Source organism: Pseudomonas sp. Cab53 (assembly GCF_018325965.1).
Classification (GTDB): Bacteria; Pseudomonadota; Gammaproteobacteria; order Pseudomonadales; family Pseudomonadaceae; genus Aquipseudomonas; species Aquipseudomonas chlororaphis_E.
Genome location: NZ_AP021902.1, coordinates 4,980,482 through 4,999,935, shown reverse-complemented (window position 1 = coordinate 4,999,935; position 19,454 = coordinate 4,980,482). Strand labels below are relative to the sequence as shown.

The 19,454-nt window shown below is 63.2% G+C and carries 20 protein-coding genes and 1 pseudogene; 17 read left to right on the top strand and 4 right to left on the bottom strand.

The window, feature by feature from the left end; translation table 11 throughout:
• Nucleotides 1–23: 23 nt before the first annotated feature.
• The 9 genes and pseudogenes from KI241_RS21845 (at nt 24) to KI241_RS21810 (ending at nt 8,258) form a co-directional block, all read left to right on the top strand.
• Nucleotides 24–1,025 carry a PleD family two-component system response regulator gene (locus KI241_RS21845; RefSeq protein ID WP_042730683.1) on the top strand — a complete coding sequence of 334 codons (1,002 nt, stop codon included), beginning with the start codon at nt 24–26 and terminating at the stop codon, nt 1,023–1,025.
• Nucleotides 1,026–1,306: 281 nt separating this feature from the next.
• Nucleotides 1,307–2,402, top strand: a protein-coding gene (gene prfB / locus KI241_RS21840) for a peptide chain release factor 2 (RefSeq protein ID WP_123579921.1) whose coding sequence is annotated in 2 segments (ribosomal slippage) — nt 1,307–1,378 and nt 1,380–2,402 — 1,095 coding nt in all. Because the reading frame shifts where the segments join, the coding sequence is not laid out codon by codon here.
• A gap of 110 nt (nt 2,403–2,512) precedes the next feature.
• Nucleotides 2,513–4,015, top strand: coding sequence for a lysine--tRNA ligase (gene lysS / locus KI241_RS21835; RefSeq protein ID WP_042730685.1), 1,503 nt, complete (start codon nt 2,513–2,515; stop codon nt 4,013–4,015).
• A gap of 101 nt (nt 4,016–4,116) precedes the next feature.
• Nucleotides 4,117–4,833: a TetR family transcriptional regulator gene (locus KI241_RS21830; RefSeq protein ID WP_042730686.1), complete on the top strand. Its 717-nt coding sequence runs from the start codon at nt 4,117–4,119 to the stop codon at nt 4,831–4,833.
• 176 nt (nt 4,834–5,009) lie between these two features.
• Entirely contained in the window at nt 5,010–5,564 is a 555-nt protein-coding gene (locus KI241_RS21825) for a hypothetical protein (RefSeq protein ID WP_042731038.1), read from the top strand.
• A gap of 36 nt (nt 5,565–5,600) precedes the next feature.
• Nucleotides 5,601–6,878, top strand: coding sequence for a flavohemoglobin expression-modulating QEGLA motif protein (locus KI241_RS21820; RefSeq protein ID WP_042731037.1), 1,278 nt, complete (start codon nt 5,601–5,603; stop codon nt 6,876–6,878).
• A gap of 18 nt (nt 6,879–6,896) precedes the next feature.
• Nucleotides 6,897–6,983: pseudogene (locus tag KI241_RS27875) on the top strand (metal ABC transporter ATP-binding protein); the annotation flags it as partial.
• A gap of 43 nt (nt 6,984–7,026) precedes the next feature.
• Nucleotides 7,027–7,932, top strand: a complete 906-nt coding sequence (locus KI241_RS21815; protein WP_212802986.1) for an alpha/beta hydrolase — start codon at nt 7,027–7,029, stop codon at nt 7,930–7,932.
• Nucleotides 7,929–8,258, top strand: coding sequence for a hypothetical protein (locus KI241_RS21810; RefSeq protein WP_041024802.1), 330 nt, complete (start codon nt 7,929–7,931; stop codon nt 8,256–8,258). Before KI241_RS21815 ends, KI241_RS21810 begins: the two co-directional genes overlap by 4 nt.
• Nucleotides 8,259–8,449: 191 nt before the next feature.
• Here KI241_RS21810 and KI241_RS21805 read toward each other — a convergent pair whose 3' ends face one another.
• The 3 genes from KI241_RS21805 to KI241_RS21795 all read right to left on the bottom strand — a co-directional run bounded on the left by KI241_RS21805 (nt 8,450) and on the right by KI241_RS21795 (nt 10,323).
• Nucleotides 8,450–9,238 carry an OmpA family protein gene (locus KI241_RS21805; RefSeq protein ID WP_042731039.1) on the bottom strand — a complete coding sequence of 263 codons (789 nt, stop codon included), beginning with the start codon at nt 9,236–9,238 and terminating at the stop codon, nt 8,450–8,452.
• Nucleotides 9,239–9,289: 51 nt separating this feature from the next.
• Nucleotides 9,290–9,703, bottom strand: coding sequence for a DUF4398 domain-containing protein (locus KI241_RS21800; protein WP_042731034.1), 414 nt, complete (start codon nt 9,701–9,703; stop codon nt 9,290–9,292).
• A gap of 275 nt (nt 9,704–9,978) precedes the next feature.
• Nucleotides 9,979–10,323 (bottom strand): hypothetical protein, encoded by a 345-nt coding sequence (locus KI241_RS21795; protein WP_042731033.1) that lies wholly within the window; start codon nt 10,321–10,323, stop codon nt 9,979–9,981.
• A 193-nt stretch (nt 10,324–10,516) separates the two neighbouring features.
• On the opposite strand from KI241_RS21795, the gene ppc reads away from it, so the two are divergent.
• The 7 genes from ppc (at nt 10,517) to KI241_RS21760 (ending at nt 17,789) form a co-directional block, all read left to right on the top strand.
• Nucleotides 10,517–13,147, top strand: a complete 2,631-nt coding sequence (gene ppc / locus KI241_RS21790; RefSeq protein ID WP_212802985.1) for a phosphoenolpyruvate carboxylase — start codon at nt 10,517–10,519, stop codon at nt 13,145–13,147.
• A gap of 290 nt (nt 13,148–13,437) precedes the next feature.
• Nucleotides 13,438–14,085 carry an adenylate kinase gene (gene adk / locus KI241_RS21785; RefSeq protein ID WP_042731031.1) on the top strand — a complete coding sequence of 216 codons (648 nt, stop codon included), beginning with the start codon at nt 13,438–13,440 and terminating at the stop codon, nt 14,083–14,085.
• 93 nt (nt 14,086–14,178) lie between these two features.
• Nucleotides 14,179–14,856 carry a tRNA (adenosine(37)-N6)-threonylcarbamoyltransferase complex dimerization subunit type 1 TsaB gene (gene tsaB, locus KI241_RS21780; RefSeq protein WP_212802984.1) on the top strand — a complete coding sequence of 226 codons (678 nt, stop codon included), beginning with the start codon at nt 14,179–14,181 and terminating at the stop codon, nt 14,854–14,856.
• Nucleotides 14,857–15,051: 195 nt separating this feature from the next.
• Nucleotides 15,052–15,360, top strand: coding sequence for a hypothetical protein (locus KI241_RS21775; RefSeq protein WP_042731029.1), 309 nt, complete (start codon nt 15,052–15,054; stop codon nt 15,358–15,360).
• Complete coding sequence (locus tag KI241_RS21770; protein WP_042731028.1) at nt 15,360–16,220, top strand: DUF72 domain-containing protein; 861 nt, start codon at nt 15,360–15,362, stop codon at nt 16,218–16,220. Before KI241_RS21775 ends, KI241_RS21770 begins: the two co-directional genes overlap by 1 nt.
• Nucleotides 16,221–16,252: 32 nt before the next feature.
• The gene (locus KI241_RS21765; protein WP_212802983.1) at nt 16,253–17,074 is read left to right on the top strand and encodes an isocitrate lyase/phosphoenolpyruvate mutase family protein; all 822 of its coding nucleotides are present in this window, start codon (nt 16,253–16,255) and stop codon (nt 17,072–17,074) included.
• Between the two features lie 16 nt (nt 17,075–17,090).
• Nucleotides 17,091–17,789, top strand: coding sequence for an extensin family protein (locus KI241_RS21760; protein WP_212802982.1), 699 nt, complete (start codon nt 17,091–17,093; stop codon nt 17,787–17,789).
• Here the strand turns inward: KI241_RS21760 and KI241_RS21755 are convergent, their stop codons facing one another.
• Nucleotides 17,790–18,410 (bottom strand): hypothetical protein, encoded by a 621-nt coding sequence (locus tag KI241_RS21755; protein ID WP_053147845.1) that lies wholly within the window; start codon nt 18,408–18,410, stop codon nt 17,790–17,792.
• Between the two features lie 94 nt (nt 18,411–18,504).
• Here KI241_RS21755 and KI241_RS21750 point away from each other — a divergent pair, with 94 nt between their 5' ends.
• Nucleotides 18,505–19,284 (top strand): class I SAM-dependent methyltransferase, encoded by a 780-nt coding sequence (locus tag KI241_RS21750; RefSeq protein ID WP_185057709.1) that lies wholly within the window; start codon nt 18,505–18,507, stop codon nt 19,282–19,284.
• Nucleotides 19,285–19,454: the final 170 nt, after the last annotated feature.

The window sequence follows — 19,454 nt, the reverse complement described above, 5'->3', positions numbered from 1 at the left end:
AGGCCGTATTCAGGTAAGCCCCCATGCATGATTTACAGCTCGACGAATTCAAGAGCGACGAGAACGCCGCGATGGTCCTGCTCGTCGACGACCAGGCGATGATCGGCGAGGCGGTGCGGCGCGGGCTATCGAATGAAGAAAACATCGACTTCCACTTCTGCTCGGACCCGCACCAGGCCATCGCCCATGCAATCCGCATCAAGCCGACGGTGATTCTCCAGGACCTGGTGATGCCTGGCCTCGATGGCCTGAGCCTGGTGCGCGAATACCGCAACCATCCGGCCACCCGCGATATCCCGATCATTGTCCTGTCCACCAAGGAAGACCCGCTGGTCAAGAGCGCGGCATTCGCCGCGGGGGCCAACGACTATCTGGTCAAGTTGCCCGACAACATCGAACTGGTGGCGCGCATCCGCTACCACTCGCGCTCCTACATGATGCTGTTGCAACGCGACGCGGCCTATCGCGCCCTGCGCATCAGCCAGCAGCAATTGCTCGACACCAACCTGGTGCTGCAACGGCTGATGAACTCCGACGGCCTGACCGGGCTGTCGAACCGGCGGCATTTCGACGAGTACCTGGAGCTGGAATGGCGCCGGGCGATGCGCGACCAGAGCCAGCTGTCGCTGCTGATGATCGATGTGGATTACTTCAAGTCCTACAACGATAACTTCGGCCACGTGGAGGGCGACGAAGCCCTGCGCAAGGTCGCCACGGCGATCCGCGATGCCTGCAGTCGCCCCTCCGACCTGCCGGCCCGCTACGGTGGCGAAGAATTCGCCCTGGTCCTGCCTGGCACTTCGCCTGGCGGCGCCCGGTTGATGGCCGAAAAGCTGCGCCAGAGCGTGGTCGCCCTGAACATTCCCCACAACACCCCCGACGGCGGCGCGAACCTGACCGTCAGCATCGGCGTCTCCACCGTCACTCCGCAGCAGGGCGGCGACAGCCGGCAACTGATCTCGGCGGCGGACAAGGGCCTGTACATGGCCAAGCACAATGGGCGCAACCGGGTGGGTATCGAATAACGCCCAAGGCAACAGGGGGATTTTTGTGGCGAGGGGATTTATCCCCGTCGGGCTGCGTAGCGGCCCTGTAAGAGCGACTAGCGGGTAAGTCAGGTGAGCCGACTTGGCTGCTTTGGGGCTGCTTCGCAACCCAGCGGGGATAAATCCCCTCGCCACAAGGGCCGGAGTCTGGCCCTTACTCTGAATCTCCTTCCCCCAAAGCCGCCAGGCGGGCTGCCGCTGGCGCGTGATTACGTTATACTCGCCGGCTTTCAAAAGTTCGCCAACGAGTGCTGCCCGCCATGGAAATCAACCCGATCCTGAACACCATCAAGGACCTGTCCGAGCGCTCCGAAACTATTCGGGGGTATCTTTGACTACGATCAAAAGCATGAGCGCCTGACCGAAGTCAATCGCGAGCTTGAAGATCCGAGTGTCTGGAACAAACCTGAATACGCCCAGGAACTGGGCCGCGAGCGTTCTGCGCTGGCGCAGATCGTCGAGACCCTGGACGAACTGGCCAGCGGCCTGAGCGATTGCCGCGACCTGCTGGACATGGCCGTCGAGGAAAACGACGAAGGCGCGGTCGGCGATGTCGTCGCCGAACTGGCCCGCCTGGAAGAATCCCTGGCCAAGCTGGAATTCCGCCGCATGTTCAGCGGCGAGATGGACATGAACAACGCCTACCTGGACATCCAGGCCGGTTCCGGCGGCACCGAAGCCCAGGACTGGGCCAACATCCTGCTGCGCATGTACCTGCGCTGGGCCGACAAGCGCGGTTTCGACGCGACGATCATGGAACTGTCGGCCGGCGAGGTCGCCGGGATCAAGGGCGCCACCGTGCACATCAAGGGTGAATACGCCTTTGGCTGGCTGCGCACCGAGATCGGCGTGCATCGCCTGGTGCGCAAGAGCCCGTTCGACTCCGGCAACCGTCGCCACACCTCGTTCTCGGCGGTGTTCGTGTCGCCCGAAATCGACGACAAGGTCGAGATCGAGATCAACCCGGCGGACCTGCGCATCGACACCTATCGCTCCTCGGGTGCCGGTGGCCAGCACGTCAACACCACCGACTCGGCCGTGCGGATTACCCACGTACCGACCAACACCGTGGTCAGCTGCCAGAACGAACGTTCCCAGCACGCCAACAAAGACACCGCGATGAAAATGCTCCGGGCCCGCCTGTACGAGCAGGAGATCCAGAAGCGCAACGCGGCGTCCCAGGCCCTGGAAGACAGCAAGTCGGACATCGGCTGGGGTCACCAGATCCGTTCGTACGTGCTCGATGCCTCGCGCATCAAGGACCTGCGCACCAACATCGAACGCAGCGACTGCGACAAGGTGCTCGACGGCGACATCGACGAATACCTGGAAGCGAGCCTCAAGCAAGGCCTGTAACGCGACACCCATGCGCCGGGCAGGCCCGCTCCCAAGAGAGGCGCGAGGCTTGCCCGCCCACTCCGGCCCGGCGCTGGAGGCAACGAACCTGTGATGGAAACCTTAAAGACATGAGCGACCTAGAACTCGACCCGCAAGCCCTGCAACAGGAAGAAAACGCCCTGATCGCCCTGCGCAAGGAAAAGCTGGCTGCCGAGCGCGCCAAGGGCCAGCCTTTCCCGAATGACTTCCGCCGCGACGCGTATTGCGACGTGCTGCAGAAGACATACGCGGACAAGACCAAGGAAGAACTGGCCGAGGCGGCGATTCCAGTCAAGGTGGCCGGTCGCATCATGCTCAACCGTGGGTCGTTCATGGTGATCCAGGACATGACCGGGCGCATCCAGGTCTACGTCAACCGCAAGACCCTGCCGGAAGAAACCCTGGCCGCCGTCAAGACCTGGGACCTGGGCGACATCATTGCCGCCGAAGGAACCCTGGCTCGCTCCGGCAAAGGCGACTTGTACGTTGAAATGACCCACGTGCGCCTGCTGACCAAGTCCCTGCGCCCGCTGCCGGACAAGCACCACGGCCTGACCGACACCGAACAGCGCTATCGCCAGCGCTACGTCGACCTGATCGTCAACGAAGAGGTGCGCCAGACGTTCCGCGTACGCTCGCAGGTCATCGCCCACATCCGCAGCTTCCTGATGAAGCGCGACTTCCTCGAAGTCGAGACGCCGATGTTGCAGACCATCCCTGGCGGTGCGGCGGCCAAGCCGTTCGAGACCCACCACAACGCCCTGGACATGGAAATGTTCCTGCGTATCGCCCCCGAGCTGTACCTCAAGCGCCTGGTGGTCGGTGGCTTCGAAAAAGTCTTCGAGATCAACCGCAACTTCCGTAACGAAGGCGTCTCGACCCGGCACAACCCCGAGTTCACCATGCTCGAGTTCTACCAGGCCTACGCCGATTACGAAGACAACATGGACCTGACCGAGGAACTGTTCCGTGAGCTGGCGCAGCTGGTGCTCGGCACCACCGACGTGCCGTACGGCGACAAGGTGTTCCACTTCGGCGAGCCATTCGTGCGCCTGTCGGTGTTCGACTCGATCCTCAAGTACAACCCGGACATCAGCGCTGACGACCTGCGGGACATCGACAAGGCCCGTGCCATCGCCAAGAAAGCCGGTGCCAAGGTGCTCGGCTTCGAAGGCCTGGGCAAGCTGCAGGTGATGATTTTCGAAGAGCTGGTCGAGCACAAGCTCGAGCAGCCGCACTTCATCACCCAGTACCCGTTCGAAGTGTCGCCGCTGGCCCGTCGCAACGACGAAGACCCAAGCGTGACCGACCGCTTCGAGCTGTTCATCGGTGGCCGCGAAATCGCCAACGCCTACTCCGAGCTCAATGACGCGCAAGACCAGGCCGAGCGCTTCATGGCCCAGGTGGCCGACAAGGACGCCGGCGACGACGAAGCCATGCACTACGACGCTGACTTCGTGCGTGCCCTGGAGTACGGCATGCCGCCGACCGCCGGTGAAGGCATCGGCATCGATCGCCTGGTGATGTTGCTGACCAACTCGCCGTCGATCCGGGATGTCATCCTCTTCCCGCACATGCGGCCGCAAGCGTAAGGGTTTCAAATAAAAAGCCGCCTGGAAGGGCGGCTTTTTATTGCCTGTCTGGTACAAACGTATCAATTGGTTACTTTTGAAAGAGCGAGGAAAGACCTGTCGTGAATCGTGCAATGGCTTCAGAAGGTGCCGCGGGCGTCGCCACGGCTGTCGCTGAAAGTGTTCAGTACCAGGGCCGCAAGGCCAGCCGACAGGGCAGTGAGCAGCGGCGCCAGGAGATTCTCGACGCAGCCATGCGCATTGTGGTGCGCGATGGCGTGCGTGCGGTTCGCCACCGCGCCGTGGCCGCCGAGGCGGGCGTGCCGCTGTCGGCCACGACGTATTATTTCAAGGACATCGATGATCTGCTCACCGATACCTTCGCCCAGTACGTGGAACGCAGCGCGGCGTTCATGGCCAAGCTGTGGACCAGCAACGAAGGCCTCTTGCGTGAAATGGTCGCCTACGGTGACGGCAGCGCCGAGTCCCGCTCGCAGTTGGCGGACGACATTGCCCGGATGACCGCCGACTACGTGCAACACCAACTGGACAGCCGTCGCGAGTACCTGATGGCCGAGCAGGCGTTTCGCCAGGAAGCACTGCTCAACCCGCGCCTGGCGCAACTGGTGCGTTCCCACCAGCAGATCCTGCTGCACGGCACCTGTCAGTTTTTCCAGGTATTGGGCTCCCGCGAACCGCAACAGGATGCCAAAGTGTTGACGGCGATTATCGGACGGATGGAATATCAGGGCTTGCTCAATGGCGCCGAGCCGGTCGCCGGTGAAGACATGCTCGGTATCCTGACCCGCTACATGCACCTGGTATTGGCGTCGGTGTAACCCTTTTTGGGTTACAGCAGCCCCTTGTGGCGAGGGGATTTATCCCCGTTGGGCTGCGAAGCGGCCCCAAAACCAGCCAACTTGGTACATCTGGCTAAGTGAGCTGACTGCAAGGGGGCTGCTCCGCAGCCCAACGGGGATAAATCCCCTCGCCACAGTTGCCATAGGGAGTTCCAATGAAAACCTGGCGTGCCGTTGTACTGGCCGTGTCGTTGCTGCTGCTAAGTGGCTGCCTGGTGTCGTTCAAGACGCCGCTGCCCGACGCCGAGGCGGCGCCCAAGGGCCTGCTCGGCCAGTGGACCAGCACCAATGCCTGGGGCGAGCCGCTGAACCTGGAACTGACGAAGGTCGGCAAGCACCGCTACCAGGCCATCAGCTACTTCAGGGCCAGGCCCCAGGAACGCGAAGCCATCCCGCTCACGGTCTCGCGCCATGGCAGCCGCTGGTACCTGTCGGCCAAGGTGCCGGCCCGTTATGGCGGTCATTTCGTGATCGCCGGCTTCGAACTCACCGACAAGCACGAGCTGGTGGTCTACAACCTGGACCTGGAGCAGGTCAACCAGGCCATCGACCAGAAGATTCTCAGCGGCCAGGTGAACCAGAGCGAGGCCGGTGACGGCGTGCTGGTGGACAGCGACATGGACAAGGTCTTCAGTTACCTCGACGATCCGGCCAATTCCGACGTGTTCTCGGAGGCCGTGCGCTACCAGCGGCAGGCCAGATCCCAATAATCGCAGCAGGCAGATGTCTTTTCACAGGAGTTACGGGTGGACGATTACCAGCAGACGATACGCACCTTGTCCGATCGCATTGTGCTGGCGCAAACGCCGATCCGCGTCCTCGATGCGGTGAAGTGGGACGAGAACATCCGCAAAGGGTTTCTCAAGGCCAAGGGCAAGGAAATGCCCGCCGTGGACCGCGACTATTACCTCAATCGACCGCTGTCCTTCGATTCCAGCAAGGTGAAGCTGGAGTTCCAGAACATCGAGCGCGACATCACCCGCCAGCTCGGGCAGTTCAACCCGGTGGGCCAGATCATGCGCCGCATGTGCAAGGAGTACCGCATGGTGGTGCGCATGCTCGAAGCCCGGGGCACCGAGGATTTCGGGCTGATTTCCCAGGAGCTCTACGGCGCGGCCTCCGACGCCTTCCACGCCGGCGACCCGACGCTGGCCGACCTGGGCCTGATGCTGTCCGACTACCTGAACAACATCGACGGCCGTGGCGACCTGAAGGACGAGCCGAAGATCCTCAGCGCCCAGGACGCCGTCAGCCTGCTGCAACACCGGCTCAACCGGGTGTTCGGCGAGGCCGAGGAAACCATCCGCGTGTTCGAGTCCGATGGGATCGTCGCCGACGCGGCGGCGGGCGCGGACTACATCAAGATCCGCACCGATGCGATGTTCAATGAGCGGGATGTGCGGGCGTTGGAGGTCCACGAAGGGCTGGTGCATGTCGGCACCACCCTCAACGGGCTGAACCAGCCGATCTGCACCTTCCTGTCCAAGGGCCCGCCCTCGTCCACGGTGACCCAGGAAGGCCTGGCGATCCTGATGGAGATCATCACCTTCGCTTCCTATCCGAGCCGGCTGCGCAAGCTCACCAACCGCACCCGCGCCATCCACATGGTGGAGGAGGGCGCCGACTTCCTGCAGGTCTTCGAATTCTTCCGCGAGCAGGGCTTTGAGATGGCGGAAAGCTACGGCAACGCCAGCCGAGTGTTCCGTGGCTCGGTGCCGACCGGCCTGCCATTCACCAAAGATTTGTCCTACCTCAAGGGCTTCATCATGGTTTACAACTACATTCAGCTGGCCGTGCGCAAAGGCAAGCTGGAGCAGGTGCCGCTGCTGTTCTGCGGCAAGACCACCCTGGAGGATATGCGCACCCTGCGGCAACTGGTGGACGAGGGCCTGGTCGTGCCGCCCAAGTACCTGCCCGAGCAGTTCCGCGACATGAATGCACTCTCGGCCTGGATGTGCTTTTCCAACTTCCTGAACCACCTGAGCCTGGATCGGATCGAAGCGGATTATTCCAATATCCTTTGAACACAACACCCAGCCCCTGTGGGAGCGGGCTTGCTCGCGAAAGCGGTGTATCAGTCGACATCATCGTTAGCTGACACACCGCTTTCGCGAGCAAGCCCGCTCCCACTGGGATGGCGTTCCAACTCTGATTTTTGCGAGGTTTCACCGGATGCGAACCCTCGGCATCTTTTGCCTGTTGCTGGCCTTGAGCGGTTGCAGTTCGCTGCTGTTCTACCCTGAGCGTGGCCTGCCATTCACCCCTGAGCGGGCCAAGCTAGCGTACCGCGACGTCACCCTGACCACCGCTGACGGCCTCAAGCTGCGCGGTTGGTGGCTGCCCGTCAAACCAGGCGTGGAGGTCAAGGGCACGGTGCTGCACCTGCACGGCAACGGCGGCAACCTGGCCTGGCACCTGGGTGGGAGCTGGTGGTTGCCGGAGCAGGGCTACCAGGTGTTGATGGTCGACTACCGGGGGTATGGCGTGTCCGAGGGCGAGCCGAGCCTGCCGGCGATCTACCAGGACATCGACGCCGCGTTCCAATGGCTCGACCAGTCCCCCGACGTGCAGGGCAAGCCGCTGGTGTTGCTCGGCCAGAGCCTGGGAGGCGCGTTGGCGGTGCATTACCTGGTGGAGCATCCGCAGCGCCAGCGACAGCTCAAGGCGCTGGTGCTCGACGGCGTGCCGGCCAGCTATCGCGATGTCGGGCGGTTTGCCCTGAGCACCTCGTGGTTGACCTGGCCGTTCCAGGTGCCGTTGTCCTGGCTGGTGCCGGACGGTGACAGCGCGATCAGCTCGATGGCGCAATTGACCGGCGTGCCGAAACTGATCTATCACAGCCTGGACGACCCGATCGTGCCCCTTTCCAACGGCATCCGCCTGTACCAAGCTGCGCCGCCGCCCAGGGTCCTGCAATTGACCCGTGGCGGGCATGTACAGACATTCGCCGACCCGACCTGGCGAACCGTGATGTTGCGCTACCTCGACGACCCCACGCATTTCGACGGCCTGCGTCGCCTGGGCGAAGTGCCGAATTATCCGAAATCACCCGATCAATCCCCAGAGAGTCCGCAATGAGCGAAGAACGTAACGCCATCCCCCTGATCATCACCGGTATCTGCAGCATCCTCGGCACTGTCGCGGTGTTGTGGTACTACGGTTACCTGCACTTCGCCAAGCCCGAGGACGCGTTGCTGCTCAACGAATTCACCATGCTCAAGACCGTGCCGGGCGAAGACTACAAAGTCTCCCTGGAGCCCGCGCCCCAAGTGGCCCAATGCATCGACGGTGTGTTGGTGCTGTTCGACACCGAGCAGAAAGGCCTGACCGGCGTGCTGGTCAACGAAAAGAAACGCGCCGTGCGCTGCATGGGCCAGGAGACGCCGCAGAAGCTGCAGCCTTGAAATAATCCATGACTTCCAGTGATCCCCTGTGGGAGCGGGCTTGCTCGCGAACACCATGTGTCAGTCGATGCACAGGTCACTGACACACCGCTTTCGCGAGCAAGCCCGCTCCCTCATGTGGGGAAGTGTTCAGCAATGAAAAAGCCCCGCCTGACCCAGTCAGGCGGGGCTTTGCTATTGCCGTCAACCGATCAGTTGGCGCTCATGCTCGAACGCGGGGCGACGGGTTGGTTGTCGTTGGAGATGGTCACCTCCACGCGACGGTTCATGGCACGGCCCGAAACGCTGTTGTTGTCGGCGACCGGGAATTCCTTGCCATAACCCTGGGTCACGATGCGGGCCGGATCGACGCCCATTTTCACCAGGGCAGTGCGCACGGAGCTGGCACGGCGCTCGGACAGCGATTGGTTGTAGGAGTCCGAACCGGTGCTGTCGGTGTAGCCTTCGACGATCACCTTGCGGTCCGGGTTTTCCTGGAGGAACTGTGCCAGTTTGTTCACGTTGACCAGGCCGCTGGAGCGCAGGTCGGACTTGTTGGTGGCGAACAGCACGTCACCGAAAGTCACCAGCGTACCGCGTTCGGTCTGCTTGGCGTTCAGGCTGTCCTGCAGTTGCTTGATCTGCGCATTGCGGGCATCGAGCAGCGCACGGGCGCGTTCGTCACCGGCGTTTTTCAGCGCGGCCTCGGCGTTGCGCAGGGCGATGGTCTGCTTGGCCACTTCAACACGCTGGTTGGTCAGGTAGGCCAGTTGGTCGACCTTGGCTTCGTCTTCCCGGTCCAGGTAAGCCTTGTCGGCCTTGGCCAGGAAATCGGCTGCGTCCTTGGTTTCCAGGGCTGCCACCTTGGTCGCCGCTGGGTCAGCCTGCAGGCCGTTGTAGTTGGTGCGGGCCTGTTCCAGGTTCGCGTTCGGGTCATGGGAGCAAGCGGCCAGGGCTACGCAGGCAGCGAGCAGGGCGGGCATCATCAAGTGTTTGTGCATCATAGTCTGTCGTCCTTTTATCAATGAGAAGTACGTCGTGGCCTGAACCGATTACTGAATCTTGTTCATGCCTTCCTGACGCAGTTCCTGAACCCCTTTCTGGGAATCCTTGAGTGCTTGTTCCGCTTTGGCGGCCTGGGCCTTGCGCTCGGCGACGCGAGCATCCCACTCGGCCTGTTCGGCCAGACGCTTGGCTTCGTCGTATTTCTTGTCGTGCATGGCCAGTTCGGCTTGCTTGAGCTTGTCCTGGGCCGATTTCATTTCCACCGCGGCGAATTCGGTACCACCGGCCGTCACGGCGCTGTTGACCGCCGATTGGGTCACCGCGTACTGCTCCGAAGGTGGGTTGCCCGCGCAACCGGCCAGGATGAAGCTGCTACCGATGGCCAGGGCAGCCAGCTTGAGGCCGCGCAGGCCCGCGGATGAGGGTTTCGCAGTGCAGGTATTCATAGGCTTCAACTCCATTGGAAAACTCCTGAAAAAAACTACAAATCCATGCTGGGACCGAAACCGTGACGTCTGTTTAGGCGCGGAGGCCAGGGCGCGTTTATTAAAACGGCCGTTCCAGTATGGTTATTCGGTGTGACCCGAAGCTTTTTTCAAAAGTTCAGCGGAGGTGGCCATTCGCCAAAAGAATTGCTGACTGATTGGTCAATGGCAAAAAAGCTGAACTTTCAAGGCGTGCAGCGGTATTCCCGGCGCCAGTCATGGCGTCCGGGAGACCACGAGCGGGAAGGGCGTCAGTGTTTCGGCTTGTCGTTCTGCGAGGAAAGCTCATGCAGATGCCTACGCGACAAGGCGAGGAATCTCGGCGTCGGGCCGACGTCTTCGTACAGCGGGTCACCTTCTTCATCGGTGGCGACCACCTGCTGCCCCTTGACGTACGGGAAGCTCGCTTCGAGTTCTTCCAGCGCGGCCCCGATCAGTTCGCCCAGCAGTTCCTCGGGCTGGCGCTTGGGGTACATGTCACAGATTGCCGCCAGTCGTGCCGCGGCTTCGACGTCCAGGTGAATCGTGTAGCCGGTCTGGGTCAGGCGACCCTTGGCGTTTTCTTCCCAATGCTGGGCAAGCTCACGGATTTTCATGATGGCCTCAATAAGTCTGCTTATGGCAGGCGTGGTGAGTGGCAAGCCGTTGTGTGGCCTATTCATCAGACTAGCTTTGTCCTACAAGGTTTAAAGACCCTTCGTCGCTTGTCATAAACGACCGGCATCGGCACTCTCTATGGCAACGCGTCTACCCCGTTCGCTGTCCGGACCTTTTGCTGGAGAACTGCTGATGACCGATATCGATGCCCGCTTGCGCGAGGACGTCCACCTGCTCGGCGAGCTGCTGGGCAATACCATTCGCGAGCAGTACGGCGACACGTTCCTCGACAAGATCGAGCAGATCCGCAAGGGCGCCAAGGCCGATCGGCGCGGCTCGGCGGATGCCGAACTCAGTGCCAGCCTCAACGCGTTGAGCGAAGACGAGCTGCTGCCCGTGGCGCGGGCATTCAACCAGTTTCTCAACCTTGCCAACATCGCCGAGCAGTACCAGCTCATCCACCGCCGCGAAGAGTCGCAGCCGGCTCCCTTCGAGGCCCGGGTGTTGCCCGAGCTGCTCGCCCGGTTGCGGGCCGAGGGCCACGGCGCCGAGGCCCTGGCGCGGCAATTGGGACGGCTGGAGATCGAGCTGGTGCTGACGGCCCACCCCACGGAAGTGGCCCGGCGTACGCTGATCCAGAAATACGACGCCATCGCCGCGCAACTGGCGGCCCAGGACCACCGCGACCTGACCAGCGCCGAGCGGGCGCAGATTCATGAGCGCCTGCAACGCTTGATCGCCGAGGCCTGGCATACCGAGGAAATCCGTCGCACCCGCCCGACCCCCGTGGACGAGGCCAAGTGGGGCTTCGCGGTGATCGAGCATTCGCTGTGGCAGGCCATCCCCAATTACCTGCGCAAGGCCGATCAGGCCCTGCACGCGGCCACCGGGCTGCACCTGCCGCTGGAGGCCGCGCCGATCCGTTTTGCTTCGTGGATGGGCGGCGACCGGGACGGCAACCCGAACGTCACGGCGGCGGTAACGCGCGAAGTGCTGTTGCTGGCGCGGTGGATGGCGGCGGACCTGTACTTGCGTGACGTCGATCACCTGGCCGCCGAGCTGTCCATGCAGAACGCCAGCGACGCCTTGCGTGCCCTGGCGGGTGACAGCGCCGAACCCTATCGCGCCGTGCTCAAGCAGTTGCGCGAGCGCCTGCGGGCCACCCGCAACTGGGCCCACGCGGCCTTGAAAGGTGCCACGCCAGCGTCCGCCGATGTGCTGCAGAGCAACCGCGAACTGCTGGACCCGCTGGAGCTGTGCTACCAGTCGCTGCATGAGTGCGGCATGGGCGTGATCGCCGACGGGCCGTTGCTCGATTGCCTGCGCCGGGCAGTCACCTTCGGCCTGTTCCTGGTGCGCCTGGACGTGCGCCAGGACTCGACCCGCCATTGCTCGGCCATGACTGAAATCACCGACTACCTGGGCCTGGGTCGCTACGAGGACTGGAACGAGGAACAGCGCATCAGTTTCCTGCTGGAAGAGCTGAACAACCGGCGCCCGCTGTTGCCTGCCCATTTCAAACCATCGGCTGACACGGCCGAAGTGTTGGCCACGTGCCGTGAAGTGGCGGCGGCACCTGCGGCGTCCCTGGGCTCCTACGTGATCTCCATGGCCGGCGCGGCTTCCGACGTGCTGGCGGTGCAACTGTTGTTGAAAGAGTCCGGCGTGCTGCGCCCGATGCGGGTGGTGCCGCTGTTCGAAACCCTGGCCGACCTGGACAACGCCGGGCCGGTGATCGAGCGGCTGCTGCGGTTGCCGGGCTATCGCTCTCGGCTGCAAGGCCCCCAGGAAGTGATGATCGGCTATTCCGACTCCGCCAAGGATGCCGGCACCACGGCGGCGGCGTGGGCACAGTACCGGGCCCAGGAGCGGCTGGTGGACATCTGTCGCGAGCAGCAGGTCGAACTGCTGTTGTTCCACGGTCGCGGCGGCACGGTCGGGCGTGGCGGCGGTCCGGCCCACGCGGCGATCCTGTCCCAGCCGCCGGGCTCGGTGGCCGGGCGTTTCCGCACCACCGAGCAGGGCGAAATGATTCGTTTCAAATTCGGCCTGCCGGACATCGCCGAGCAGAACCTCAACCTGTACCTCGCCGCCGTACTGGAAGCGACTCTGTTGCCGCCACCACCGCCGACCCCCGAGTGGCGGCACCTGATGGACGAACTGGCCGCCGACGGTGTCAACGCCTACCGCGCGGTGGTGCGGGAGAACCCGCAATTCGTCGAGTATTTCCGCCAGTCCACGCCCGAGCAGGAACTGGGTCGCCTGCCGTTGGGCAGTCGTCCGGCCAAGCGTCGGGCCGGCGGGATCGAAAGCCTGCGGGCGATCCCCTGGATCTTTGGCTGGACCCAGACCCGCCTGATGTTGCCGGCCTGGCTCGGTTGGGAAACCGCCCTGGGCAAGGCGCTGGAGCGGGGTGAAGGGCAATTGCTCGGCCAGATGCGCGAGCAGTGGCCATTCTTCCGTACCCGCATCGATATGCTGGAGATGGTGCTGGCCAAGGCCGACGCCGATATCGCGCGCTCCTACGACGAACGTCTGGTGGAACCTGAGTTGCTGCCTTTGGGTGCGCATTTACGCGACCTATTGTCGCAGGCCTGTTCGGTGGTGCTGGGGTTGACCGGTCAGTCGCAGCTGCTGGCACATAGCCCAGACACGCTGGAATTCATCCGCTTGCGCAACACCTACCTCGACCCACTGCACCTGTTGCAAGCCGAACTGCTGGCCCGCTCGCGGCAACCCGAGGTCGCCCAGGGCAGCCCCGTGGAACAGGCGTTGCTGGTGTCTGTGGCAGGGATTGCCGCCGGTTTGCGCAATACCGGCTAAGCTCCAGCAGCGCACCGAAACGGCCCGTCCGGGGTTCCCGGACGTCGGCCGCGGGGGAGGGAAGAGGTCGACCAGGCGACAGTTTGTTGTTCGGTTGCGACTCTCGCCACCTCCGCCAAAGGTCGCATCAGGCGCCGGTTCCTCCGACTTTTGGCGGCTTGTGTGGGTCGGGCCTGCTGTGTATCTTGATCAGCCTTTGGCCGTTTGGGCGGTCACGATTCCAGATTTTCCGAGATTGGCCCCACGAGGCGAATCCGAGCGTTTTACATAAAAAATTGAGGAGCACATCGATGCGCGTCATTCTGCTGGGAGCTCCCGGGGCCGGTAAAGGTACTCAGGCAAAGTTCATCACCGAGAAATTCGGTATCCCGCAAATCTCCACGGGCGACATGCTGCGTGCCGCGGTCAAGGCGGGCACCGAGCTGGGCATCAAGGCCAAGAGCATCATGGATGCCGGTGGCCTGGTGTCGGATGACCTGATCATCGCCCTGGTCAAGGATCGCATCGCTCAGGCCGATTGCGCCAAGGGCTTCCTGTTCGATGGTTTCCCACGCACCATTCCCCAGGCTGAAGCGCTGGTAGAAGCTGGCGTGGAACTCGATCACGTGGTCGAGATCGCTGTCGACGACGAAGAGATCGTCCAGCGCATCGCCGGTCGCCGCGTCCATGAGCCGTCCGGTCGTGTCTACCACACCGTCTACAACCCGCCGAAACTGGCCGGCAAGGACGACATCACCGGCGAAGAGCTGGTGCAGCGCAAGGACGACACCGAAGAAACCGTGCGTCATCGCCTGTCGGTCTACCATTCCCAGACCAAGCCGCTGGTGGCGTTCTACCAGAACCTGTCGGCCGCCAAGGGCAAGCCGAAGTACAGCCACATCCCGGGCGTTGGCTCGGTCGATGCGATCACCGGCAAGGTGCTCGAAGCGCTCAGCTGAAAAGTCTGATTCGCTGTGACAACTACGGCCCGCTTGCGGGCCGTAGTTGTTTATACTGGCGCCCTTTTTCCCCCACCTGATTCGGACACATCGATGAGCACCTTGCTGGCCCTGGACACCGCGACTGAAGCTTGCTCCGTTGCCTTGCTGCACGACGGCAAGGTCACGAGCCATTACGAGGTGATTCCGCGCCTGCATGCCCAGAAGCTGTTGCCGATGATCCAGCAGTTGCTCAGCGACGCCGGGACCACCTTGCAAGCGGTGGACGCCATTGCCTTCGGGCGTGGGCCCGGGGCATTCACCGGCGTGCGCATCGCCATCGGCGTGGTCCAGGGGCTGGCGTTCGCGCTGGAGCGTCCGGTGTTGCCGGTGTCCAATCTGGCGGTGCTGGCCCAGCGTGCGTTGCGCGAGCACGGTGCACGGCAGGTCGCTGCCGCCATCGACGCCCGCATGGACGAAGTGTACTGGGGCTGCTACCGCGAAACCGACGGCGAGATGCGCCTGGTGGGTGCAGAAGCCGTGTTGCCGCCGCAGGTCGCGGCTTTACCAAGCGAAGCCGCTGGCGAGTGGTTCGGAGCCGGGACCGGTTGGGGCTACGGCGAGCGGATCGCCGTCAAGCTCTGCGGCCAGGACGCGGCCATGTTGCCTCACGCCGAAGACCTGCTGACCCTGGCACGCTTCGCCTGGGCCCGGGGCGAAGCCGTCCCGGCGGACGACGCCCAGCCGGTGTATCTGCGCGACAAGGTGGCGGTACCGAAGGCAGAGCGCTAGATCCTCTCCCTCGCCACAGGCGTAGAGGTCGAAAGTCATTTCCCTACTCAAAAGTCACACCCTTTATTGCCAGTCGTCACTTTTTTCAGCGGTTTTTAAACCTTTTTGGCTTTATGTGTTCTAGTTATCACTTGCGCATTTGCGCGGCTACGAAAGTGCCGCTAAATTGCCATCATTGATACCGAGCATTCTGTCATGCGTATAGACGGCGTTTCCTCACAGTCCTATCCCATCAAGCGCAAGCCGCGTGCAGGCAAGGCTGTCGAGCCTGAGTCGCTCGATGATATCGATGGCGAACTGGACTCCCCGTCCGAAGAACAACTGGCTGCCCGCGCCGCCAAATCCGCCGCGCAGCGCCTGAGCAACCTTCCCGCCCGCCAGCAAGACATGCTGTATCACCGCGCCATGAAGCGCAGCGTCGCCACGGCCCTGGCCAGCTACCTGAGCACCGCCGGTTTCGTCGATTGGGATATGGAAGTGCTGGGCCTCGACCTCTACATCTGATGGGCTTGCCTTACTACCTGGGCTGCCCCTCCTGGAGCGAAAACGCCTGGCGTGATTACCTCTATCCGCAAGACGCCAAAAGCGCCGATTTCCTCAGCCTCTACTGCCAAGTGTTCAATGCCGTGGAAGGCAATACGACGTTCTACGCCAGCCCGTCTGCCGCCATCGTGCAGCGTTGGGCCGATGCCATGCCCGAACACTTTCGTTTTACCGCCAAGTTGCCCGGTGACATCAGCCACAATGGTGATTTGCGTGAGCAGTTAGCAGCCACCGAAACCTTCGTGCAGTTGCTCAGCCCCTTGGGTGAGCGGGTTTCGCCGTTCTGGTTGCAGTTGTCCAAGGCCTTCACCCCGCATCGGCTCGGCGAACTGGCGGCGTTCATCGACGCCTTCGAGCGGCCACTGGCCGTGGAAGTGCGCCACGATGAGTTCTTTGCCAAGGGTGACGCCGAGCGACAGCTCAATCGCCTGCTGCTCGACCGTGGTGTCGAGCGCATCTGCCTCGATCCGCGGGCCCTGTTCAGTTGCACCTCCACCGAACCTTCGGTGCTCCACGCGCAATCGAAAAAGCCTCGGGTGCCGCCTCGGCCAACAGCCTTTACCCAATGCCCACAAGTGCGCTTCATCGGTCATCCGGTACTGGAAGCCAACGAACCGTTCCTGACGCCTTGGGTGGAGAAAGTCGCCGGCTGGATCGAAGAGGGGCGCACGCCGTATGTCTTCCTGCACACCGCCGATAACCTGCTGGCGGCCAAACTCGCGCAGCACTTTCACCAGCGATTGATGCGTCGATTGCCTGGCTTGCCGGCCCTGCCTGAGCTATACAGAGAGCCCGCCGCCGAGCAACTGGGTTTGCTCTGAGGCCTACCCCTTTCTGCTCAGGAGCGAACTACATGGATGCGCAAACCCGTCGAGCCCAGGCGTTCAAGGCCTTGCACGCACGCGAAGGGGCTTTCGTCATTCCCAACCCGTGGGATGCCGGTTCCGCCAAGATGCTCGCCACCCTCGGCTTTGAAGCCTTGGCGACCACCAGTGCCGGTCACGCGTTTTCCCTGGCGCGGCCGGACGGAGGCCTGGGGCTGGAAGCCACGCTGGCCAACGTGCGGGCCATCGTCGCCGCCACCGACTTGCCGGTGGCGGTCGACCTGGAGAATGGGTTTGCCGATGATCCCCAAGCCTGCGCTCAAAACCTGCTTCGGGCCGCGGAGGCCGGGGCGGTGGGGGGATCGATCGAAGATGCCACGGGGCGTGAAGACAGCCCGATCTATTGTTTCGAACAGGCCGTGGCACGGGTCAAGGCGGCCGCCGAAGCGGTGGCCAGCTTGCCGTATCCCTTCCTGCTCACGGCCAGGGCGGAAAACTTCCTGCATGGCAATCCTGACCTGGATGACACGATTCGGCGCCTGAGGGCGTTCGCCGACGCCGGTGCCGATGTGCTCTACGCCCCTGGGCTCAATACGGCCGAGCAAGTGCTCGCGGTGGTCCGGGCCGTGGCGCCGAAACCCGTGAATGTGTTGATGTCCGGGGCGCTGGACCTGACCGTCGCGCAGGTGAGCGAGATGGGCGTCAAGCGCATCAGCGTCGGTTCGGCCCTGGCCCTGGCCGCGTATGGCGAGTTCTTCCGCGCCGCCGAGGAAATCCAGCAGCAGGGCACGTTCACCTTCACTCGGCGCTCGATGCCGTTCAAGCAGGCCAACGAATTGTTCAAGGGTTGATGGCCGAGGCAATGTCGTGCGGGTCCTGAAAGGTTTCCTGTGGCTGGGATTGATCGCCGGTGTGGCCGGGGTGGGGGTGTGGCGCGGTTGGCTGTCGCTGCCTCCCCAGTGGAATCCCTGGGCGCCGCTGGACGTCAACCTGGCGCCGAACCTGCTGACCCGCTACAAGCTCATGGCCCTGCGCAACGACCCGCAACTGTGCGACCAGGCCCTCGCCACGTCGGGGCTGCGGGTCGCTCGGCAGGCCGACAGCCCTGACAATGCCGATTGCCCGCTGACCAATGTGTTGCGGGTGCAGGGCGGCGAGGTTGGGTTGAGCAGCAGTTTTCTCGCCAGTTGCCCGTTGGCGGTGGCTTTCGCGCTGTTCGAGCGTCATGCGTTGCAGCCGGCGTCGGCGGCGGTCTATGGACAGAAGGTAACGCGGGTCGACCACCTCGGCAGTTTCGCCTGCCGGAACATGTACGGCCGTGAAAGTGGCGCACGCAGCCAGCATGCCACGGCCAGCGCCCTGGACATTGCCGGGTTTCGCCTGGCCGATGGCCGCGCGGTCAGCGTGCTCAAGGACTGGCCCCGGAACAACGCCGATGCGCAGTTCCTGCGACAGGTGCGCGACGGTGCCTGCGACATGTTCAGTGTGGTCCTGAGCCCGGACTACAACGCGGCGCACCGCAACCATTTCCATCTGGATGTGGGGCCCTGGTGGATCTGTCGCTGATCAGGCGGCGATGCGCAGGTTCTGCAGCACGATAGGGCGAGCCCAGCGCGTGTCGAAGTCCAATGCTTTCTGCTGGGCCACGATTTCGTCTTCCGGGAACGGCGGGAACGGCTTGTCCAGCAAGTCGAGTTCCAACTCGGCAATCGGCAGGTGCAAGGGCCGTGGTTGCGGTGCCGGGCCCGGTTCTGGCAGCGGTTGGCCGGCGGTAAGGACGAGCGGGCGAACCCAGTGGCTCTCGAAATCCTGCTGCTTTTGCTGGGCGACGATTTCGTCTTCCGGGAACGGCGGGAATGGCTTGTCCAGCAGGTCGAGCTCGAATTCGGCGATCGGCAGGAACAGCGGCTCCGGCGGTGCGATCGGGGTGTCTTTCACGTCACAGGTGCGCTGGCTGACGATGTGGTCCAGCAGTTCGGCGCCGAGGGTCGGTTCAACGGCCTCATCGAGGGCGACGGGCTGGTAGCTGCCCGGCGCCGGCGCGGCATCACCCAGTTGATCGGCCAGGGCCTGGGCAAAGAAATCCTGCCACAGGTGACTGACGCCGCTCAGTGCTTGGGTGTTGCGCAGGCGGTAATCCCCGTACGGGGAGATCACGCCTATCGATGTGGATTGAATGTCTGACATTTTTCTCGGTCGACGCTCAGCTCTGGCAAAATGCCGTTCACTGTTGTTATCGGCGGTTTTTGCCGATCCTTAATTTTTTGAGCGTGTTTTCATGATTGAGCAACCCGCGGCCTGCCGCATCCACGTCGAGGCCTTGGCCCCGGCCTTCGAGTCGCAAGCGCAAGCATGGGCCGAGCGCCTCGACCTGCCCCGGCAGGTGGACGACGGCGAGTTCGCCTTGCAGGTCGGCGAGCAAGGGCTGCAATTGCAGCAACTGGGCCCGGACGCGCCGGGCCCGGTGCGTGTCGACTTCGTCGAGGGTGGTGCGGCCCATCGCCGGTTGTACGGCGGCGGCAGCGGCCAGATGATCGCCAAGGCGGTCGGTATTGCCCAGGGCGTGCGTCCAAGGGTGCTGGATGCCACGGCCGGGTTGGGCAAGGATGCGTTCGTGCTGGCGAGCCTGGGTTGTGAAATGAGCCTGATCGAGCGCCAGCCGCTGATCGGCGCCTTGCTTGAGGATGGCCTGGCCCGTGGGGCGGAGGATTTCGACGTGGCGCCGATCGTCGCGCGGATGCGCCTGCTCAAGGGCAACTCCATCGAGGTGATGCGCAACTGGGAAGGCGAGCCGCCCCAGGTGATCTACCTGGACCCGATGTTCCCTCATCGGGAAAAAACCGCCCTGGTGAAGAAGGAAATGCGTCTGTTCCGGCCCTTGGTCGGCGACGATCCGGACGCGCCGGCGCTGCTGGCCGCGGCCTTGGCCCTGGCAACCCACCGGGTGGTGGTCAAGCGCCCGCGCAAGGCGCCGTGCATCGAGGGGCCGAAGCCGAGCCATGGGCTCGATGGCAAGTCCAGTCGGTACGATATCTACCCCAAGAAAGCGCTCAAGGCCTGAAACCGCGTCGGGCCCATCGCGGGCTTGCTCGCGATGGCGGTGGGTCAGTGGGTGCAGATGCTGAATGTTCCGACGTCTTCGCGGGCAAGCCCGCTCCCACAGGGGCCAGCGGCGGATGTGGATTTCGAGCACACCCACGATCCATTGTGGGAGCGGGCTTGCCCGCGAAG